Source organism: Paenibacillus athensensis, assembly GCF_004514475.2.
GTDB lineage: Bacteria > Bacillota > Bacilli > Paenibacillales > NBRC-103111 > Paenibacillus_AL > Paenibacillus_AL athensensis.
Genome location: NZ_MYFO02000014.1, coordinates 98,105 through 117,698, shown reverse-complemented (window position 1 = coordinate 117,698; position 19,594 = coordinate 98,105). Strand labels below are relative to the sequence as shown.

Below are 19,594 nucleotides of genomic sequence, written 5' to 3'. Positions count from 1 at the left end.
TCGCCAAGCTGGATGCAGGCGGGCGCAATGCGATTGAAGGCAAGTTTGGCGAAGGAAAACGAAAATATGGACTGAACCGAATCCGGGCGCGACTCGAGCAAACGAGCGGGACCGTCATCGCCATGCAGTTCCTCGTGATGAACTTGGAACGCCGCTTGCGGCTTTTTTTCGTCTTCATGTTCAACATGCTGCTGAATCGTACCGCCTACAGGCGATTTGCTCTGTAATGTTTCGTTCAGCAAGCCCTAAGTAGAGATGTTTCCTGCCGTTATTTGTAGTTTGAAAAATAGAATCTTAAAGACTCCCATTTTATTGAGAAGATTGCGTTTATATTAGACGCAGTCTTCTTTAAATCCAAATAGGAACGTACATTTGATTTAATGATTTTGCGATCTTCGAACGAAGCAGAGGAGGGATATAGTTAGAGAGTTACTCAAGATTACGTGGTATAACAAATACAATCGCGTTCAATTAGATAGAAAGATGGCAAATGACCAAATGACCAAATTTTTTCGAGCTGAAGTACATGTAGTGGCTAAGTAATGATGATCTGGTGATTCATTCCATTTGCCGCTCGGCATGCTATATCGGAAAAAGACAGGATATTCGATCGGGAAAGAAGACCGAGAGCTAAAGTAGTAAGCTTTTTCCCCACTCACTTCTGCAACGAAAGAGCATACTCCTCAGTATTATTAAGCAAATCAATTTTCTGTTGCAGTTTCACTACAAAGCTCAGAAAATCAATGCTTTTTTCGTTTTCCAGTTTGAACGATCCAATAATATTTTTAATGGTTTCGTTTTGTTCGGTGGTTAATTCGTCGATGACCAGAACGATTCTGAGGTTAGAACGAAAAGATTCGTTCAGTAAGCTGTGAAGCCGGTATGAAATGTTTTGCTCTTTGATTTCGGCATCGAGCTCGCGCATCCACGCGGCGGCTTTGGACATGGTTGTGTCATCTTCGTTGATGTATTTAATGATTTTACTGATCCAATTATGGACGGTGTCTTCTCTGATTTTGGTGTCGGCAGCGATGCTGAAGGTGGAAGCGAACCGCATCAACTGCGGGATAATGTGGCCGTTCAGGTATTCGAATTTTTCCAGTCGTGTTTTTTTGGACCGCCCGTAGCATTCATATTCGATCAGGTTGATTTGAATAGGCGTGGTTTTATGGTCAGGAACAAAGCGGACGAGCACTGCGTCGGGACAGCCGCTAATCCCAGCTAACATTTTGTTTTTGGCATCCCTTTTGGGAGAAGTCATGAACATTTTGTTTTGCGGGATAAGCACGGAGCGTTCTTCGATGAAATCATCGAACAGATTATAGAAGTTGCTGTTGACCAGCGGCTCCAGTCCTTTGATTTTGTCTGTTTCATTTTCGAATTTGACGGTGACGTAAGTGCTTGTGATGTTGATTTTGACATCAGGGACAGCTTGCAAGACGTCCTGGTAATTTTCTTCGGTTATCTCGTCCTTTGGCGGCTCTTCCGCTTCGGAGGTGATGTCATTGCTGCTGACAATGGAAGGCTGCTCGAATTGAAACAGTGCATGGATTCGGTTTTGTTCGAAGCTGCTTTGAAGCAAGTGAAGAGCTTGCTCATCGGTAATATTTTTGGCTGATTGTACGTATTTAAGGCTCCAATATTTTCCCCCGGTTTGCTCCAGTATGCTGATGTCGAACGGCTGGCAGTATTCGATATCGCCAAGAGAAAAACATTGCGGATACTGGTCACTGTCTTTCCAAGGACGAAAATCCGTAGGCTCCTTTAATCTGCCGCGGGCCCCGCATAGAGATTTCCCCCCGATTTTCACCACGATATAAACCAGGTCGTTTACGCTGGCTACCCTTTTCGTAAAGCCGGCTACTTGCTGGTTGACGCATGTATAGTAATTTTCCAAAGAAGCTCCGCAATGCAGAATACGGTTCCCCATGTTCATCATCCTCTTAAATTGATTCTAAAATTACTTTTCGACATTGGCAGAAAAATTCCTTTTTGGCTCAGTTGAAGGGAAGACAGGAAGCTTAAAGCAATTTCTTTTTGGCGAAGACAGCAAAAGTATAATTGATACGGGAACATATGTTTGATATAATCTACACATGCAATAAAAATGTATTATTTTGGATATTGCGTACTGAAGAAAACCATTTGTTCAGGGAGGGAGCAGAGTTGAAGGAGGATCAAGCTCAAGGCGCACAATTGGGTTCGGGGAACCGGGGTTCGAAAAGGCAGTCTGACGGCGGGAATGTCTTGTCAAGGCAACGAAGGCAAGTGGTTAAGGAGACGGCAGAGTCATATCTGATCATGCCCAAAACGATTCCCTTCAACGAGATAGAAAAGTGGTTGGAACAATATCCGCGATGGAAGCAGCGTATTGAGACCATCAAGTCGCAGCTTTCTCATATTCCCGGCTTAACGGCGCGCTTAGAGCAGGTTGCCATTCATGGGCAAGGTCAGAAAAACGAAAGTGTCCTGAATGAAGTGATTAAGCGGCTGCAGCTTCGGGAGGAGGAACTGCCGTTTTGGATGATTCGGGTGGAAGTGATGGAGGGAGCGATTAAAACGCTGCTGCCCGAGGATCAACATTTTGTGGAGTTGAAATATATGCAGCATCTTAGCAATGATGATTTAATGGATCGGTTTCATTTGTCTGCAAGCATGCTTTACCGCAAGAGACAGGATGTTTTACAGCAAATTTATGAGGAAGTGGGCGGGGAGACATCGGTGCTTTGGGTTCCTTGGAAAAAAAACGACGCATAGTGGAATGGAGGACGACCGAGTGGCAGGCGGTTCGTCCTTTTTTTGTGTCTTTTTTGAAAAAAATAAAGCTGAGCATAGATTTAGACATTACTTTGAACGTAAAGTTAGACGCTTGATAAGCGGCGAAAATCGCGGGAAAGCCTTGTATTTACGGCACGGGGCATGAAGTCGGACGAAAGTTATTTGCAAGTAAAACCGAAGTTGAATCAAAATTAACCAAACATGAATGAAAGCGGGTGAATGCTTCCTCGTAACTTTCAGTGGAGAAAGAAGCAAGTAAGTTGGGAGCACAATCGTAGTTTTTCCTGTTAAGATGGTATTGTAAGGAAAAAGGGACAGCCCCCGAGATTCGGGCAAGCTGTTCCTTTCGCGTTTTTACGGGAAGGAAGTGATGGAGCCCTATTATTCCACAATTGAGGCGTGGTTGCAAAGAGAGCGAGGAGGGAAGCCGGACATGCTATCGTTTTTATTTCCTCCGCTTTGGCGCAGGCCGGGGCGCGGTCCGGTTGCGCAGATGAAATGGTTCGAGGTGATGCCTTCCCTGGAAGGTTCGCCTATCGGTTTAGCAGAAGCTTCGCGGTTAGCCAAGCATATCAGCCATTTGGGTTTACCTGAGAAAGAACAAAGACGGTATGGACAGCTTTATTTTCGATTCTTGATCCAGTGCAAAGGACCCTCTGGTCAAGTTCGGCTTTACTTTTCTGTCCCGGATATCCGTCTCATGGGGTTTGAAACGGCATTCCGATCGCAGGTGTCTGGTGTGTATCTGATTTCTGTCCCGGAGCCTGTTTTTGCTGATGGGCAATCGACGGATGTGATTGCTGCCGAAGGAGTTCCTCTGTATAAGGGAGCGCTTGCTATTACTCCGTTCCGACCTGAAGGACGGGAGCCCGTCGATCAAATGATCGCGGCGATGGGAGCGGGGGAGCTAAGGGCAGGAGAAGAAGTGTGGCTGAGCCTGTCTTTTGCTCCGGCCTCGAAGCGTGACCTGGCGCGGCGCATCCGCAGGGCCGAAAAGTGGCTGCAGTCTCCTGCTAATGAAATGGTATCTTTTAAGAGCATTTGGCGGGAAATGACGACAGATGCAAAAGTGCGACCCAAGCACCGCGAACTCACCGACCATCAGCAGAAATTGATGCGTTTGCTTCAATCCAAGCAAGTGGATGAAGAAAACGGGTTATGGGTCGGCTTTGGGGTAGGTATCCGAGCGCTTTCCTCAAGAGCGCGGCTGCAAACGATGAACGACATGTTGAAAGCGATGCGGAATGGCAACGGTTTGTTTTTACGGCCTGTCCGTTCGAAGAAGATCGCCGACTTCCTGCAGGCCGGGACACCGACGAGGAGGCTGCTTTTTTCTTCGGAGGAGCTTGGCTGCTGGCTGCGTTTTCCCGTTTATGGTCAATCGGGTGCTGCACATATGCAGAGGATGGGAGCCAAAATCATGCCGGCGCCGGAGGGTCTGCAGGAAGGCATTTTTATCGGCAAGAGTAATGTCCCGGGTGTAGACAAGGAAATTCGCATGCCGATCAATCAAATGCTCAAGCATGCCTTTCTTGCAGGAACGACGGGATCAGGGAAGACGTCAACACTGCTGTCTGTGATGACTCGCATGGTGGAGGATTTGCAAAAGTCGCCGGACAAGGCGCCGGGGTTTACGTTTCTTGATCCGCACGGCGGAGCCATTGAAACGCTGCTCAGCTATATTCCGAGGAGCCTGTACCCGAAGCTGCACCTGATTCCGCTTGGCAGCACGAATCGGCCTCGCGGCTTCAATTTGTTTCAGTCGGCTTATGCCGATGTTGCCGAGGCGCTGACAGGGGAGTTTGTGACGACGCTGCAGCAGTTGTTTCCAGGCTCGCGTCCGCGAGCAGAGCATTATTTGCGAAACGGCGTGCTCAGCTTATTATCCGTTCCTCCACAGACGGTGCTTGGCATCGTAAACATCTTTCTGAATGAATCGTATCGGAGAAAGCTGTTGCCGCATCTGGACGCACATTTGCGTCATTTTTGGTCGGACGAATTTTCGCAAATCAAAAATATCGGCGAACATTTGGGGCCCATTCTGAACAAGCTGGGAGCGCTGACGACGTACCCGACCTCGCGTCGAATGCTGGGTCAATTACAAAGCAGCGTGAATACCCGGCAAGCGATGGATGAGGGGCATATCGTGCTCATTGATGGCTCGGGCTGCGTGCCCGATTTGCTGAAAATATTGGCCAGTCTGTTCTTTATCGATTATCACTTTACCTGCAGAAAGCGTCCGCAGCATCAATCGCGGGCGCATTTCTTTTTTGCCGATGAAATTCATTTGTTCGCGACGGATATTCTGACGAAGATTCTGGCTGAGGATCGCAAGTTTGGCTTGTCGCTGTTTTTGGCGACGCAGTACTTGTCGCAGCTCTCTGACCGTGTTTTGGAGGCCATATTGGGAAACGTCGGCACGCTGATGCTGCTTCAGCTCGGCGGGCCGGATGCGGATAAATTATCGCGCTGGCTCAAGCCGCAGGTCACGAATCTCGATTTGATGAACCTTGCGGAGCTAAATGCGATCGTGAGATCCAAGGGAACTCAAGGAAAGCTGGAGCTGTTTACGATTCAGAACGAGATTGTGCCCATTTTGCACAAGGATTGGATTCAGGAAGCCTGGATGCATTCGGATGAACGGGACGGCAGGGCGATTGAAGAGATTGAGCGGGAACTGGCTACTGGTGAAAGCCCAGGCTCTCCGTTGAATGGATGGTCGCGCGGAAAGCAATAGAGCAGCGAATAAAGACTGAGATAAACGCTGACATAACAACTGAGATAAAGACTGACATAAGGCTGGATGCTGCGAAAAGCCGGAAAAACCGCAATGGGGCGGAGGAAAATGGCGCTGCACAAATCCAGACTAATTCACTTGCACGCCCCCCTATAGCCGGTGAGGAGAAAGGAGGAGTCCGACGGACATGTATTATGCCGCCAAAAAAGAAATGCTGACGGCGCTGTACCGATATACACTGCTTACTGCCCAGCAGTTAGCAACATTACTGCATTATCAAGTACCAACGATCTACGGAATGGTTTGTGAAATGAAAGAACAAGGTCTGGTGCGAAGCATTCCATTGCCTTTCTTGCGAAAAAACCATGTCGGTTATTTCTTGACCGCATACGGAGCAAGAGCCGCCGCCAGTCTGGTTGGGGAGGAGGAGGTGTTTCGGGCCAAAGCGTGGGAAGATGATCCGGTGCAATTGGAGCATTTTTACGGAACGAATGCTTTTTTTATTTTACTCATCCGTCATAGCCTTGCCTGCTCGGGCGAAGGACTATTGGAATGGCAGTCAAACCGTGAAGCTGCCGAGCAGTATGCCCATTTCAAGGAATCGGGTCAAAAGACGCTGCTGCTTCGACCGGATGGCATGGCTTCTTACTTGCTGCCGGAACGCGGAAAGCTGGTGTTTCATGTGGAGTATGATACTGGCAGCGAAAATCTGTGGAAGCTGCAGGATAAATTGTGGCTGTACGGTCGGGTGCTGCCTTCGGTATGGGCGACGGTGGAATCGGTACAGGTGCTCTTTGTAACACAAATCGATTCGCGTCCGAAGCGACTGCTTGAGCTGTGGTCGGCGTTGTGCGTGGAGGGTCCGCTTCTCGGCCGGAAAATTCCTAACGTATGGGCGATTAGTGAAACAGAATGGAAGCAGCACGGGGTGGCAGATGCGAAGTGGTTGGGAGCTAACGGAGAACGTATAGCGCTGAAGGACATGCCTTTGCTCCCGCTTCCGCCGGAAGCGAATTTGCCGCTTCTCGGCAAGCAACCGAGGGAAGCCTCCCCGATGCGAAAGAGGTGAGGCAGGTGGACATTCGCATTATTCCCAAGGCGCTGATTTGGGGCATGCTGACCCTTTCAACGCTTGGTGCGATTTCGTCATGGGTCAAGCCGGAGGCAGACAGGGCTGTTGTGGCCGAGCAGGCAGCCTTGAAGCAGCAGATGGCTGTTCATACTGCTACTAATTTTGCCCGCGAATGGATGACCTGGAGCGGGGAGGAATTGCCGGAGGACCGCTTGAACCGATTAAAGCCTTATGTGAATCCGTCGGCGCTTGCTCGCATTGGACAAATCAAGACCGAGCAAAAATCGGATCAGCAGAAGGTAGTCGCTGCAGAGTTCGTATCATTAAGCGAGCAGGATGCGCCCAAGGTTGCGGTTCGCATCCGTGTCATTGTTTTGAATCCGGCGAGAACGGTGTGGGAAGTTGAGGTTCCGGTGTGGGTGCAGCTTGGCAAAGGTGCTATGGTCACTGCGCCGCCGCTTATGCGTATCGCTCAAGAGCCTTTTGCCGTTTCTGAGATCAAGAGGACAGATCCAGCCGTTCCAGGCAGCGAAAAAGAACGGATGCGTCCCGCTGTGGAGGGATTCCTAAAAGTCATGTGTGAAGGCAAAGATGCGGAGAGTCTGCTCAACTATGTGCGTACAGACACGAAGCTGACACCGCTGCAGGGCCGTATCCACTTCAACTCGCTGGATCATCTGGAGGCAAGCGGGAGCGGACCGTCCTATACCGCAAGCGCCACGTTTACGGTGAAGGACGCTGCAACAGGCATCAGCTTTGCGCAGGTCTGGCAGCTTGCCGTTACGGAGGAAAATCAAAAGTTTTTTATTGGCGCGATCCATCCCTAACAACGGCAGGATTACCAAATCAGGAGGTGGATGAATGAACGGGGATTTTATTGATACGGGATTGCTTGTCATCAAGCGGCTGCTCCAAGCGATCTTCTTGACCATCGCCATTTACCGGGGCGTGAAAATGTATGCCAATGGGGAAAACAATCGGCTTTGGTCGCACGTGGTGCTCTCGGTCCTGCTTGGTATTTTCGTCTTTTTCCCCGGCATTGCCAAGTATTTAGCGCTCTATGTACTGCAAAAGCTCGGTATTTCCGTCGATGGTCTAACCGATACAACGGGAGGTTGAGCAAGTGGAGCAGGACAAGACAGAGTCTTACCGGGCATTGTATCGAGTTCGGCCGCTTATTTATCACGTTGGAGATATTCGACTTTGGATACCGATCCGTCAGGACGGAATTGTGCTCTGGTTCGTGTATCTTTTTTTGTTTTTTGTCTTTTGCTACGTGTTCCCTGTATTGGCCTGGATCATCCCGCTCGATCGTGTCGTAACGATGCTCATAGGTCCCATCGCGGCCGCCTATTACACAGTGAAGCTAGATCCGGCAGGTAAAACAGTGCCTCGGTACTTACAGGATATTGTGCATTTTTTGCTTCGCCCGAAATGGGTTGTCCGCTGGCAGGCCATACGGTATCCCGTAGGAAAACGAAGGGTGGCTTTTATAGGATTGTGCAAACCGTACAATGTTCTGCAGCAGCCGAAGGGAGTAGAGGAATGGCGGGGAAGTGCAGGGTTGCTGCGGGGCAAGGTTCGTGGCTTGCAGTCTTTAGTTCTCCCTGCATCGGTGCGAGTAAGATGGCAGAGTCGGTCGGGAAAGCTGACTGTGCAGGCGCTTAAGGGTCAACATAGGAATGCCGTCATTTCTCCTGCTTCTTTACAAGCTAAACGCAAATTGACCTGGATTACCTCGCAGCCGGTACAAGTGGATATTCATAGAGACAGCGCTTCGAACAGAGAGATATGGAAGGTTAAGAGCGGAGGCATCGACATTCAGAACTAAGGGAGTGAGCTAAAATGAGACCCTTGCATGATTCGATCAGCTTTACGGAATTGCTAGGGCTTAACGCGGGAGATAAGGTCATATTCCGCTTGGTGAACGATGAACAGATCAGCGGCACGCTTGATACCGTATCTCCGCAGTATGATGAGTTTACATTCGTCGGACGCGGCGTACACATTCATGGGATCGAAATTGCTCGCATTGAAAAGCATATCCCGGGCAATCATTCCACCTGATGACGAGGAGGGATTCCTTTGAAACTTCCCGTCTTGTATTGGGAGGGCAACGTTCTTTTTGACGTATTGCTGCGTCCGTGGGCGCTTTATCGAATTCCACTTAAGCCGTATGCTTACCAATCCGCGGAAAAGAAGCGGGGAACGGTTACCGCTATGCAGCAGTTTTTACATGGTTACCAAGGACACGGTCAACTGCTCTCTGTGACCCGAATGATGGATGCAGGGCAATGGCGAACGAAGCGAACAGGCCAAGGTGTGGAATACGACAGATACGTCCAGGCAGTTATGCAGCGCTTTGCCGAGCGTAGGCCGTGGCAGCGGTCGCTTTATTTGGCGCTGCAGTTGTCTGCGGTGCAAAAGGAGCTTCCTGAAGTAGATTTATCCGGCTGGCGGAAAACCGGGGAAACACTGAAGGAATGGATTGGAGTGTTGGGTCGCAGCATACAAGAGCAGTTTTGGTATCGGCAGCGCGGGGAGTTGGAGTTGGATCGAGTCATGATCGCCAAATCTGCCGAAAGCTTGCAATTCAATCAGGTGAATCACCATTTGCACGGCGAACGCTGTCTTGCCCATGAAATAGAGTGGCTCTTGCGGCGCGGCTTTTTTCGGGGCTTGGAACTGGGGCCGGAGCTGATCCTGCAGCCAGAGCGGATGCGCGAGGTGCGGGTAACAGGAGAAAAGGTCTTCCTGCGTCCGAAGAAATCGATGCAGTTGCTGCTTGCCGCCGATCTTGTAGGCGAGGAAAGGATGAAAACGTGGATTGTACATCATGACGATGACGAGGAGGGGAGGAAGAGCTTTCAGGCGTTTTTCTCTATCGTTGATGTGCCGGAGGAAATCTTCACGGTCGGAGACGAGTGGTTGTACGCGCTCGAAGATTTGCCGTTTCCTGCCGAGGTGAGCCTCCATTTTCAAGTAGAAACGCCTCATGAGGCGGCGGGCGGCTTGCAACGAAATCGTAAGGTGCTAAAGGACCAGCGACGTGAATATAAGGAAGCCTCCGAGGATGCGCCGATTACGCTGGAATGGGCAGGCAAACGCGGTCGCGTACTGGAGAACAAGCTGCAAAAAGGAATGCCCCTCGTTTGGTCCTCAGGGTGGCTCAATGTGTCGGCCTCGTCGCGGAGGGAGCTGGAGGAGCGCGCTGCTCAATTGCAGCAGCTTTATGCAACCAAGCATATTCGTATTGTCCGCTCTCCCGCGGATCAAGCCAAGGCGTTTCAGTTGTTTTTGCCCGGCTCGGTCATGGACAAGCAAAACCGCATTCCGATGGACCCGAGATTTTTAGCAGCCAGTGTTTTGCATGGATCGCGAGAGATCGGTGACCCGGACGGCGATTATATCGGCCGGACGCTGCATCGGATTCCGGTACTGCTTGATTTGAAGCGACCGATGTCCAAGGAGCTGAATCGATCCGGGGCAATGGTTATTGTCGGTACGCTCGGCTCCGGGAAATCGGTGCTGAAAAAGACGTTGTATTATCATGCGTATAACAGCGGCGGCATCGTATTTGCGATTGACCCTAAGGATGAGGATGCCTGCTTTGCACTTATACCTGAAATCCGCGCCAACATGATGCAGCTCAGCTTTTCGGCGGGATCAACAACGAAATTCAATCCGTTTCGCATGTCCAGTAATGAAGAACGGTGTCACGGAATCGTGCTTGATTTTTTAAGCCTGCTGCTGGAAGGGACGCGTAGCGATGAGCGGGCCGACGTCATTATGGAAGCCGTCGAACGAACGTTTGAACAGGCTCGGCGGGACTTGTTTGTGTTCATCAAGGAATTGGAACGAATTGCGGATGAGTCGCCAGTGGAAGCGATCAGGGTGGAAGCTCGTCGTTGCATCAACCGACTGCAGTCGTACTCAAAAAGTCCTTACGGCAAGTTTGTATTTGCCCGCGACGGTGAAGAGAATGCGCAGCTTAACCACTCCCGATTTGTTGTCATTACGTTGGCCGGATTACCGCTGCCCAAAAAACGGAATGAGCGATTTCATACGGCACTGACGCCCAATGAGCGGTTTGGCCTTGGCATCATGTACTTGGTAGCGGCCCTTGGCCGGGAATATATGTTTTACAGTCCGCACGATCAGCTTAAAGTTTTTGGCATTGATGAGGGATGGCTGCTGAAAGCATTTCCCGAAGGAGCGCTGCTGATTGACGAAATTATCCGCATGGGTCGCTCTTTCGATGTAGTACCGTTATTGGTAACTCAAAATCCGAGCGATGTCAGCGACGAGGAGACCCGGAACAATTTAGGGTCTATTTTCTGTTTCCGAACCGAGGACCCAAGGGCGATTGCAGATAATTTGACGCTGTTGGGTCTCGACCCGGAGGATGAGGATATGGTTCAGGGGTTCCGCGAGCTGAAATCCGGCGATTGCTACATGAAGGATATTTCCGGCCGTATCGGACGCGTGCATATTGAGCCGACCCCGGAAGATTTGCTGCATATTTTTAACACGACGCCGGATCAAGTGACGGCTGAAAGGAGGAATGCCGATTGAAGCGGCGATGCCGATACGGGATTTTACTGATGGTGTTTATTGCTTGCGTCGTTTGGCAGGGTGGAGGTGCATCCGCTCATGCGGAAGCGAGCAGTGACATGCTGGATCAGTTTATTCCGGGGGAAAGCGAAATGGGAATTACACCCGGCGAACGGACATTGGATTATCGCCAGTATCCCCCGGATCATTATACATGGGATTTAGGATATGACCTTGTGGAGTGGAAGGGATGGAAGCCAAAGCTAAACAATCCGTTTCCGATCCTGCTGAACTGGCTGTCGAACGGAGTGTTTCTGGCTAACACGTTCATCGTCCGCTTTTGCATTTTTTTGATGCAGCTTGCGTTTCATACTGACCTCGTGAACAGCCAGTTGTCACTGGTTTTGCCGATTATGGATGGGTTGAGACAAAGCCTGTTCGTCAAGTTTTTGCCGTTCGCGTTGGTGCTGCTTGCCACATGGATGGTGAAGGTCGGATATTGGAACAATCAAACGACACGGCTGACGTCCGGCGTTGTCGGCTCTCTTGTTGTGCTGATTGGCAGCTACTGGTTCTTTGCTTATTCAGGCCAAAGCATCCGGGCGATTTCCGGGACGATGGACAAGTTGACGCAAATCACGATGGGCTCCTTGGCTGCGCCTTATCAAAAGGTAACGGGAGAGAATGTGGCGGCTGGAATCACAAATATAGCCGATCAACAGTTGCTGGCGACGTCGAATCGTTTATGGAAGCTGTTTGTCGATAGGCCGTGGCTGATTGGGCAATTGAATCGGCAGGAAGTGTACGAAGTAACGGTGACAGCCTCGGAAGCAGAGGCGATCCGCGACAAGGCCGAGGAAGATGAGGTGCGTCTGCCAGTGAGCGCAGGAGATGCGTGGGGTCATTTGCTTCGGGAGTATTCGTCCGGCATGGTGCAACGGGATATTTTGCGGTACGTGCTTGGTTCACAGGATGTGGATCACGGCAATCACGCAGATATCGTCAGCCTTTTTTGGGGAGGTTCGGCGGGCATCCGCTGCCTGATCGCTTTTTTGTCGCTGCTCGCCTCGCTGACGCTGCTGCTGTTTGTCGGCGCGGTATCGCTTGTGTTGCTGCTTGCCCAGGAGCTGGCGTTGGTTGTTATTGTCTTGGCCCCGATTGTGCTGTTGCTAGGCATTTTCCCGGAAACGGGCTTTGCTTTTGTGAGGCGTTGGATAGCCTGGCTGATCGGGGTGCTGGGAACCAAGGTGGTGTACGGCTTCTATATGGGTTTTACCCTGCTTGTTGCCGATATTGTGGCGCGTGGCTCGGGTATTCTTATGCTGCAGCAAATTTTCGTCGCGCTGCTTTTCTTCTTCGCTTTCCTGTTCCGCAAAAAAATATTGAGGCAAATTTTTAGCGTCTTCGAAGCCCCAACACCGCATGACATCTACGATTCCTCGAAGCGGGAGGTCTTGCAGCATTGGGGCGAGGCCAAGCAGTCATGGGAGCAGACCAAGGACACGACAAGACGAGCGAACGCAACTGCGAAGAAGTTCATTTCCAGGTTTAAGAAAAAGAATGAAGGCAGCGACGGTGACGATTCTTGATCGGTAAAAAAGAACGGTTGGTGAGCGGTTATTGACGCTAAGACGGTTCTGAAAAAAAGGTTGCTCCAATGGGTGCTTGGCAGCATAGGTTTTTCAGGCATTTCGCTGCTTGCCTTGTTCGGCTTGCTGCTTGTAATTGTGCTAGGCATGTTCGTCAGCTCGTCGGATGCATTGCTCGAAGGCATCCCGGTTCCTGAGCAACCGGCGTTTGACATTCCTGCTCCGTTGGTTCCTATCTATATCCGGGCACAAAATGAACGGGTCTCATGGGCGAGGCTTGCTGCGATTCAAAAAATATCGACCAATTTTGGGGAAGAGAAAGCGAGACGGTCCGACACGATCGGGTCGTTGGGGCTTCCTTTTTTTATTTGGAATTCGTATCGAATAGATGGCGACGAGGATAACAAGGAGGACTGGGACAATCCGTATGACGTTATTTTCACGTTGGCGAACTATTTTCAACACGCTGTGGACGATACAGATACAGCCGCTGACGAAGAAAAGGCGCTTGCCGCTATATTGCTGAACCCGGAGGATGTCAGACTTGTTCATGCCAAGGAAGCGGAATATGCCGCGATGCTCCTGATCAACCGGGACTGGTTATGGCCCGTGATTGGTTATTCATCTATTTCCAGTCCTTACGGTATGCGGACTGATCCGGTCACAGGGGAGTCGGGTGCTTTCCATGACGGGATTGATATCCCTGCGCCTCGCGGAACGCCAGTTGTAGCGATTCAGGACGGAACAGTGATTGAGGTCAGCTTTGGCAGCGGCGGGTATGGCAATCTGATTCGGTTGCAGCATGCGGGAGGCGTGCAAAGCTTTTACGGCCATTTAGCTGCGATTGGCGTGCGGCCTGGTCAAAGGGTACTGCGCGACGAAGTGATCGGCGCGGTCGGAAGCACCGGCAAATCGACAGGCCCGCACCTTCATTTGGGAATGACGGACAACGGGCAATCTGTAAATCCGCAAACGTTTTGGCCGAATTTTATTCACGGAGGGTAATGCGTATGGTTAACAGATTTGAAGCCGGTAGAAAGTGGATGCGGATTGCAGGAAAGTAAGGATGGAGGAGAACGCTCATGAGGATACATTTTTTTTGCAGCTTAAGCGCTCGGTACCGACAGGTCGGCAACGCCGTGCCGCCCAAGCTTGCTTATTGTCTGGCACGGCAAATTGCCCAAGCGTTTGAAGCCTGTCTTCTACTTGAAAGGAGGGAAAGCCCTTGCTGAAAAGTCCAATTCGTTGGCAGGGGGGCAAATCGCGCCTGCGAACTGAAATCATCCGGCGTTTTCCGATCCATAAATGCTACGTTGAAGTGTTTGGCGGCGGCGGCTGGGTGCTGTTTGGAAAAGAACGCTCTACTGTTGAGGTTTTTGCGGATATTAACTCGGAGTTGGTCAATTTTTATCGTGTCATTCAGGAAAGCTGGGAAGAGCTTGCTCAGCGGTTCGAATGGGCGCTCTATTCTCGCGATGAATTTCAACGAATCATGGCACGGCGAGATGATGAACGTGATCCGGTGACTCGGGCCTATGATTTTTATTACCGGGTTTATTCCCACTTTGGAGGCAAGTACAGCGACAGCGACGATTGGGGGTATACACGCACGAAGCCAGCCTTTGATATGAGCAAGGTGAAGGAGAAGTTCAAGCAGACTCATCAGCGTTTGATTGGTGTTTATCTGGAAAATCGGTCTTTCGAAGAGATCATCCAGCGATACGATTCGCCAGATACGTTCTTTTATGTTGATCCGCCGTATCTCGGCCTTTCCGGCTACCTGTATAAATTTACGGAGGAGCACCATCAGACGTTGCGGGACTTGCTGCATGGGATGAAGGGAACGTTTTTGCTTAGCATTAACGACCATCCGCAAATTCGGGAATGGTACGCTCCGTTTCAGATGGAAGGTATGGAGACGAGGTATACGATTGCCAAGCAAACGAGCAGCCGGCAACCGGCGAAGGAACTGCTGATTGCCAATTACGACATGGCATCCTTGTTGAAGGAGGACAAGCAATGACATGTATGGATATCAAGGTATATGAACGTTTTCGGAAGAGTGCGAGATTGCCGGATTATGAAGCCAATACAGCCAAGCCGCATCAGTTGCCGATGTTCCTATCTTCCTTATTGTACCCGAGCAGTTGGATTCGGCCGTAAATCTGGAAGATGTGGAGCTTATTCAGCAGCATTGCCGGAAGCCGCTGATCGTTTTGACGGATCGCAGACGGGTGCTTGCTATTGACCCCCAAGGCTATGGATATGCCCGCTATGTTTGCACCATTGACGCTGAGACCGCTGGAATGATGATAAGCAAGATATGAAGGAGGGAGTCGTCAACAATGGCCGATCAGCTTCGAGTTGAACCTAAAGGGAACAAATTTGCTGTTGTGTTGGAGCATCATGGCTCGTCCCAAGAGATGGATGTGCGGAATACGTTGGAGGACGCGACCCATTTCGCATTTTACTTGGCTCGGCGCTTGAAGCTGGATGTGTACTATCAGGGCAAAAGACTCAGCCGTTAAACGCATAGCGCGGACAAAATGAACAAGCCGGAAAGGAGGCGGGAGCCATGCACTTCATTCTTTTTCGTCCGCGCAATCGAAAAGTCTGGATCGAACGGCTCCGTGAGAACGGATGGACGATCAGCATCGCCCATGAAGTGAAAAAAGTGTTCGTATCCGGCGAACAGACGGTGGTGCTTGACGTTGCGGCAGGGAACTGGGAAAAGTTTGCGGTGTTGTTTTCCTATCACGGCAAAAACGTATATTTGCTTATGGACGATCCCCATTCTGTTGCGCCGGAAACACTTGCTTCGTACGGCGTTTCCAGAGTAATAACGACGGATGAAGGACCGGAAGCATGGAATTTGGAACGCAAGCAAAGTCATGCCCCAGAGCTGCCTCCATGTCCGGAAGAAGGTGTGCCTTCATCCAGTTCTGTGCTGCTGTCCCTGAGAAGAAAACGCAATGACTTACAGCATTCCCTTCAAGCGAGTCAGGCGAGTGATGAGGCGTTGCCATCACAGGCTGCGATTCAGGAGACGAGGGAGAAGCAGGATCAAACAGTTAGTTTATGGGAGGAAGAGGCGAGGCATAAACTGATCGAGACGCAGGAGGAAAGAACAGTCAGGCTGTCTAAACGGATGACTTTGACGGTTCAAATTCCATCCATGCTTGCCGTTTATGCAGCCAAAGGCGGAGTAGGCAAAACGGTTTTCCTGCTTCACCTTGCTTCCGTACTGGCGAAGTGCGGATACAAGGTGTGTCTTCTTGATCTTGACTTGATGCATGGAACAGTGGCATCCACGCTTTTCCTGCAGCCGAACAAAACGATCGTGGATCTGATTCGCAGGATGGACAACCCAAAAGCAAGCCGGGCCTGTTTTCTTCCAACGGAGATGGGCTTTTTCATTGTTGCCACACCAACGCATCAGGCATCAAGCTTATTAAAGCTGGATGAACTGCCGGGTCTGCTTCGCTTTTTGAAGTCTGAAGCGGATGTGGTGCTCATCGATACGGCCTCTCATTTTGATGCCATAACAAAACTGGCCTTGGAGCAGGCCGATCAATTGCTTCTCTTAACAACAAACGAACCGGTCAGTATTCACAGCCTTGGGAGAATGAAGCCGGTATTGTCCGGCTTGCGGCCTTCGCCGGAAATATACACGGTCGTTAACAGGCTTGTGAACCCCTTGGGCAAGGAAAAGCTGCGTGAAGTGCTTCCGTGGCCAATCGTGCTGGAATTGCCCGAGGATCGGGCGGTAGCTCTTGCGATCCGACAAGGAGAATGCTTGCAGGCCGGATTATTTCGCAATCCGTATATGGTGCAAATCCAGGGGTTGGTTGATCGCTGGATGGGTGAGGAGGAGGTACGCTCTTTTACGAAACGAAGTCTTGTGTCACGACTTCTCTTTGAGCGAAGGCCAACGACAAAGCGAGAAGGTTGGTGAAAACATGCGAGTTATTGAGGCAAAGGTGTGCTACCCAATCAATGCGACGGGCGGATTAAATGTGCAGATAGAGGGAACGAGCAAGGAGATTTATGGCGGAGCCGCCGATCGCTTTGCTGTCGAGATCGCAAATGCGGAAGGCTGGAACGGCAACGGGAGAGGGAGCATCGGTATCCCGGTTCGCAAAGGGATTGATTTCTACACACGCGCTTACTGGTTTTATGAAAAGAGGTAAAGAAGACAAGCCCCCTATTTTTTGATGGAGAGGAGCTATAGAGCCCGTGTACCGTTATCAGAAGCAAAAGGTTGTCAGAAGTGTGGCGGTCGTATTCATTTTGCTATTGTCTCTGTCCGGCCTGGCTGTGTATCACTTTATGGAGCAGGCCAAGCTCAAAAAACAATTCCAGAACGAGTACGACGCCAAGGTCAAGGAATTGGAAGCTCAACAGCAGGTCAGGAAAGCACGAGCGGTTGTTGCCAGCCATGATATTCCGGCGGGAGCGACCTTGCAATCCGAGGATTTACAGGTCATCGACATACCGGCAGGCTCGTCATCTTCTGCCGCAATAACCGAGCCAAGCAAGGCAATCGGTAAAATCGCCAAAATCGACTTGGGTAAACATACACCGCTGATCGCTTCGATGCTGTTTGAGGAAGCGGCGCTTCCGAAAGACCTGCGCAGCAAGGAATTCAATATTATTCAACTGCCGACCAATTTGCAAAAAGGCCAGTTTGTTGATGTGCGGATCAACTTCCCAACAGGGCAGGACTATATTGTGCTGGCCAAAAAGAAAGTACAGGAGCTTTCGGGCGGCATTGTTTGGTATGAAATGGACGAGCAAGAAATCCTGATGATGTCGAGCGCCATTATTGATGCTTACTTGCAGGGGGCCAGATTGTATGCGCTGACCTATGTCGATCCAGGTATGCAGGAGAAGGCGATTGCCAATTATCCAGCCAATACGAAGGTGCTTGATTTGCTGGAAAGCGATCCAAACCTGCTGGAAAAGGCGAAAACCGAGCTGACCCGCAGGCTGCGCACGATATTGGACAATGATCTGAAAGAAATGGACGACATCCAAAAGATGAAGGTGACTAATGGCAGCGTTACGGTACAACAGCAGATTCAGAACAGCCAAATCGTAGCCGAGCAAAATAATGCGATGCGGCAGTCCGTCCAGCAGCAGGGGCAACAAAGCGGACAAGCGGATAAAGCGGTTCCTTCGCCTGAACCAATGGCAAGTCCATCACCAACACCGTTTCCAACTCAAGCCCCTAGTGCCGACACTGATATCGCCGTGACGGACAAGCAAAAACAAGTGTTTGAGCAGTCGAATAACGAGGTGTCGCCATGAAGAAAATTGCTTTCTTCGGCGCGTGCGAGAAAAGCGATTTGCTGCTTGTGCTTGGCAAGCTGCTTGCAGCCGCCGATCAAAAAGTGCTGGTCGTGGATGCGACTACAACACAGGGCATGTATGCCTCGCTCCCCGTATCCTGTCAGCAGCCGCATACGCTTCTGACCGAGGTGGAAGGATTGGATGTGGCCTGCGGATTTTTTACATTTGAGCAATTGGAGCATTACGTGAAACGGGCCGACGGGCACTTGTTGTCCTATGATGTGATGCTGATCGATACTGATCATACTGAATTCGTCAAGGGTAGCGAACTGCCGTTGCTTCATCAGCGTGTGCTGGTAACCAGCTTTGAAAAGCTATGCCTCCTCCGAAATGTGCGGTTGTTGGATCAATATTTTCAAACGGTGAAAATTGGGCAACCGCTGGACTTCCATAAGGTTATTTATCCGTTCATGGAATTTGGTATTCGGGAAGCATATCTGGACGGATACTATTCGGACTACCCGATCCGCTGGCAGGACCACGTGTATCGCTTTCCACTGGATGTGGGGGATGTGGCGGTCAAGCTTGAAAATCAGCATCATGGCCGCATTGACGCAAGAAGGCTGTCCAGAGCTTATGCGAAAACGCTTCTGTCACTAGCCGGAACGTTAACAGGACTGGATGCTCGAACCCTCACAATGTCATGGAAGCGAGTCAAGAGGAGGGGGCAGCATGGGATATAATGTGGTATTTTGGAGCCCTGTTCCCGGGCAGACAGGATCAACGAGCAATCTCATCGCCGTATCCGCTCTGCTTGGGCTGGAATATTCTTCGCGCATATTGCTTCTTGGTTCTGCTCAGAGCCAAGCGGCTTCCCTTGAACGAGCGCTAGTCAAACGCCGGGATGATGCGGGCAGCGATCCTCTGTATGCCGATATCGGAGTTGACGCGCTGGAGCGTCTGATTCGCAATAACAAGCTGCTGCCGGAAATGCTCCGCGATTACACGATTCCGTTGTTAAAGGAGCGCTTTGATTTTCTGCCGGGTACAATAAAGCCGCATAAGACATTCGCGGCCGGAGCGCATGATTTTTTGCCGCAGATGCTTTTGACTGCCAAGCGGTATTACGATCTTATACTCATCGATGCGGGCAGCGGGGCGCGGCAACCGTTATCGCAAATGCTTTTGCAAAATGCGGATGCAGTGGTGGTCAGCTTAAACCAGAACTTGTCCGTGCTGGAGCGTTTTTTTGCCCAAAACGATTGGCAGCAATGGTTGTCTGGAAAGCCGCTGCTTTTAGTGCTTGGGCAGTATGATCGATACTCGGTGTATACGACCCGAAATATCAAACGCCGCTTCAAGCTCAAATCCCCACTTTACCAGATCGCACATAGTGCAGGCTTGATGGATGCGATGCAGGAAGGGCGGGTTATCGATTTTATGTTTCGCAATCAAAGTGTACCCAAGGGTCATGAGCATCATTTTTTGATGCAGGGCGTCCGCATTTTAGCGCAAGCGTTGATTGAGCAGGCAGGTTTAAATAAGCCCTATTTCGGCGGAAAGGGGGAGTAA

Annotated in this window: 19 protein-coding genes; 18 read left to right on the top strand and 1 reads right to left on the bottom strand. The window is 50.5% G+C overall.

Going from position 1 to position 19,594, the window contains the following annotated elements; genetic code table 11:
- Positions 1-227 (top strand): transposase (locus tag B5M42_RS21005; protein ID WP_230633099.1); only part of this gene is annotated, 227 nt, incomplete at its 5' end.
- A 428-nt stretch (positions 228-655) separates the two neighbouring features.
- On the opposite strand, the gene B5M42_RS21000 is transcribed toward B5M42_RS21005, so the two are convergent.
- Positions 656-1,930, bottom strand: a complete 1,275-nt coding sequence (locus B5M42_RS21000) for a hypothetical protein (RefSeq protein WP_134754280.1) — start codon at positions 1,928-1,930, stop codon at positions 656-658.
- A 236-nt stretch (positions 1,931-2,166) separates the two neighbouring features.
- On the opposite strand from B5M42_RS21000, the gene B5M42_RS20995 reads away from it, so the two are divergent.
- The 17 genes from B5M42_RS20995 (at position 2,167) to B5M42_RS20915 (ending at position 19,594) form a co-directional block, all read left to right on the top strand.
- Positions 2,167-2,757: a hypothetical protein gene (locus B5M42_RS20995; RefSeq protein ID WP_134754279.1), complete on the top strand. Its 591-nt coding sequence runs from the start codon at positions 2,167-2,169 to the stop codon at positions 2,755-2,757.
- 1,072 nt (positions 2,758-3,829) lie between these two features.
- Positions 3,830-5,515, top strand: coding sequence for a type IV secretion system DNA-binding domain-containing protein (locus tag B5M42_RS20990; RefSeq protein WP_230633097.1), 1,686 nt, complete (start codon positions 3,830-3,832; stop codon positions 5,513-5,515).
- A gap of 187 nt (positions 5,516-5,702) precedes the next feature.
- The gene (locus tag B5M42_RS20985) at positions 5,703-6,584 is read left to right on the top strand and encodes a replication-relaxation family protein (protein WP_134754277.1); all 882 of its coding nucleotides are present in this window, start codon (positions 5,703-5,705) and stop codon (positions 6,582-6,584) included.
- A gap of 5 nt (positions 6,585-6,589) precedes the next feature.
- A complete protein-coding gene (locus B5M42_RS20980) occupies positions 6,590-7,414 on the top strand; it encodes a conjugal transfer protein (RefSeq protein ID WP_134754276.1) in 825 nt (274 codons plus the stop codon).
- Between the two features lie 34 nt (positions 7,415-7,448).
- Positions 7,449-7,706 carry a hypothetical protein gene (locus B5M42_RS20975; RefSeq protein WP_134754275.1) on the top strand — a complete coding sequence of 86 codons (258 nt, stop codon included), beginning with the start codon at positions 7,449-7,451 and terminating at the stop codon, positions 7,704-7,706.
- A gap of 4 nt (positions 7,707-7,710) precedes the next feature.
- Complete coding sequence (locus tag B5M42_RS20970) at positions 7,711-8,418, top strand: TcpE family conjugal transfer membrane protein (protein ID WP_134754274.1); 708 nt, start codon at positions 7,711-7,713, stop codon at positions 8,416-8,418.
- A gap of 14 nt (positions 8,419-8,432) precedes the next feature.
- A complete protein-coding gene (locus B5M42_RS20965; RefSeq protein ID WP_134754272.1) occupies positions 8,433-8,654 on the top strand; it encodes a hypothetical protein in 222 nt (73 codons plus the stop codon).
- Positions 8,655-8,672: 18 nt separating this feature from the next.
- Positions 8,673-11,162: an ATP-binding protein gene (locus B5M42_RS20960; RefSeq protein WP_134754270.1), complete on the top strand. Its 2,490-nt coding sequence runs from the start codon at positions 8,673-8,675 to the stop codon at positions 11,160-11,162.
- Complete coding sequence (locus B5M42_RS20955; protein WP_134754268.1) at positions 11,159-12,730, top strand: proton-conducting transporter membrane subunit; 1,572 nt, start codon at positions 11,159-11,161, stop codon at positions 12,728-12,730. The genes B5M42_RS20960 and B5M42_RS20955 overlap by 4 nt, the downstream gene beginning before the upstream one ends.
- A gap of 72 nt (positions 12,731-12,802) precedes the next feature.
- Entirely contained in the window at positions 12,803-13,735 is a 933-nt protein-coding gene (locus tag B5M42_RS20950) for a M23 family metallopeptidase (RefSeq protein WP_230633095.1), read from the top strand.
- A gap of 220 nt (positions 13,736-13,955) precedes the next feature.
- The gene (locus B5M42_RS20945; protein ID WP_134754264.1) at positions 13,956-14,753 is read left to right on the top strand and encodes a DNA adenine methylase; all 798 of its coding nucleotides are present in this window, start codon (positions 13,956-13,958) and stop codon (positions 14,751-14,753) included.
- A 322-nt stretch (positions 14,754-15,075) separates the two neighbouring features.
- Positions 15,076-15,258 (top strand): hypothetical protein, encoded by a 183-nt coding sequence (locus tag B5M42_RS20940; protein ID WP_134754262.1) that lies wholly within the window; start codon positions 15,076-15,078, stop codon positions 15,256-15,258.
- A gap of 47 nt (positions 15,259-15,305) precedes the next feature.
- Positions 15,306-16,685 carry an AAA family ATPase gene (locus B5M42_RS20935; RefSeq protein WP_134754260.1) on the top strand — a complete coding sequence of 460 codons (1,380 nt, stop codon included), beginning with the start codon at positions 15,306-15,308 and terminating at the stop codon, positions 16,683-16,685.
- 4 nt (positions 16,686-16,689) lie between these two features.
- Positions 16,690-16,920, top strand: a complete 231-nt coding sequence (locus B5M42_RS20930) for a hypothetical protein (RefSeq protein ID WP_134754257.1) — start codon at positions 16,690-16,692, stop codon at positions 16,918-16,920.
- A gap of 46 nt (positions 16,921-16,966) precedes the next feature.
- The gene (locus tag B5M42_RS20925; RefSeq protein WP_230633093.1) at positions 16,967-18,040 is read left to right on the top strand and encodes an SAF domain-containing protein; all 1,074 of its coding nucleotides are present in this window, start codon (positions 16,967-16,969) and stop codon (positions 18,038-18,040) included.
- Positions 18,037-18,765, top strand: coding sequence for a hypothetical protein (locus tag B5M42_RS20920; RefSeq protein WP_134754255.1), 729 nt, complete (start codon positions 18,037-18,039; stop codon positions 18,763-18,765). The genes B5M42_RS20925 and B5M42_RS20920 overlap by 4 nt, the downstream gene beginning before the upstream one ends.
- On the top strand, positions 18,704-19,594 hold the full coding sequence (locus B5M42_RS20915; protein ID WP_230633091.1) for a hypothetical protein: 891 nt from the start codon (positions 18,704-18,706) through the stop codon (positions 19,592-19,594). The genes B5M42_RS20920 and B5M42_RS20915 overlap by 62 nt, the downstream gene beginning before the upstream one ends.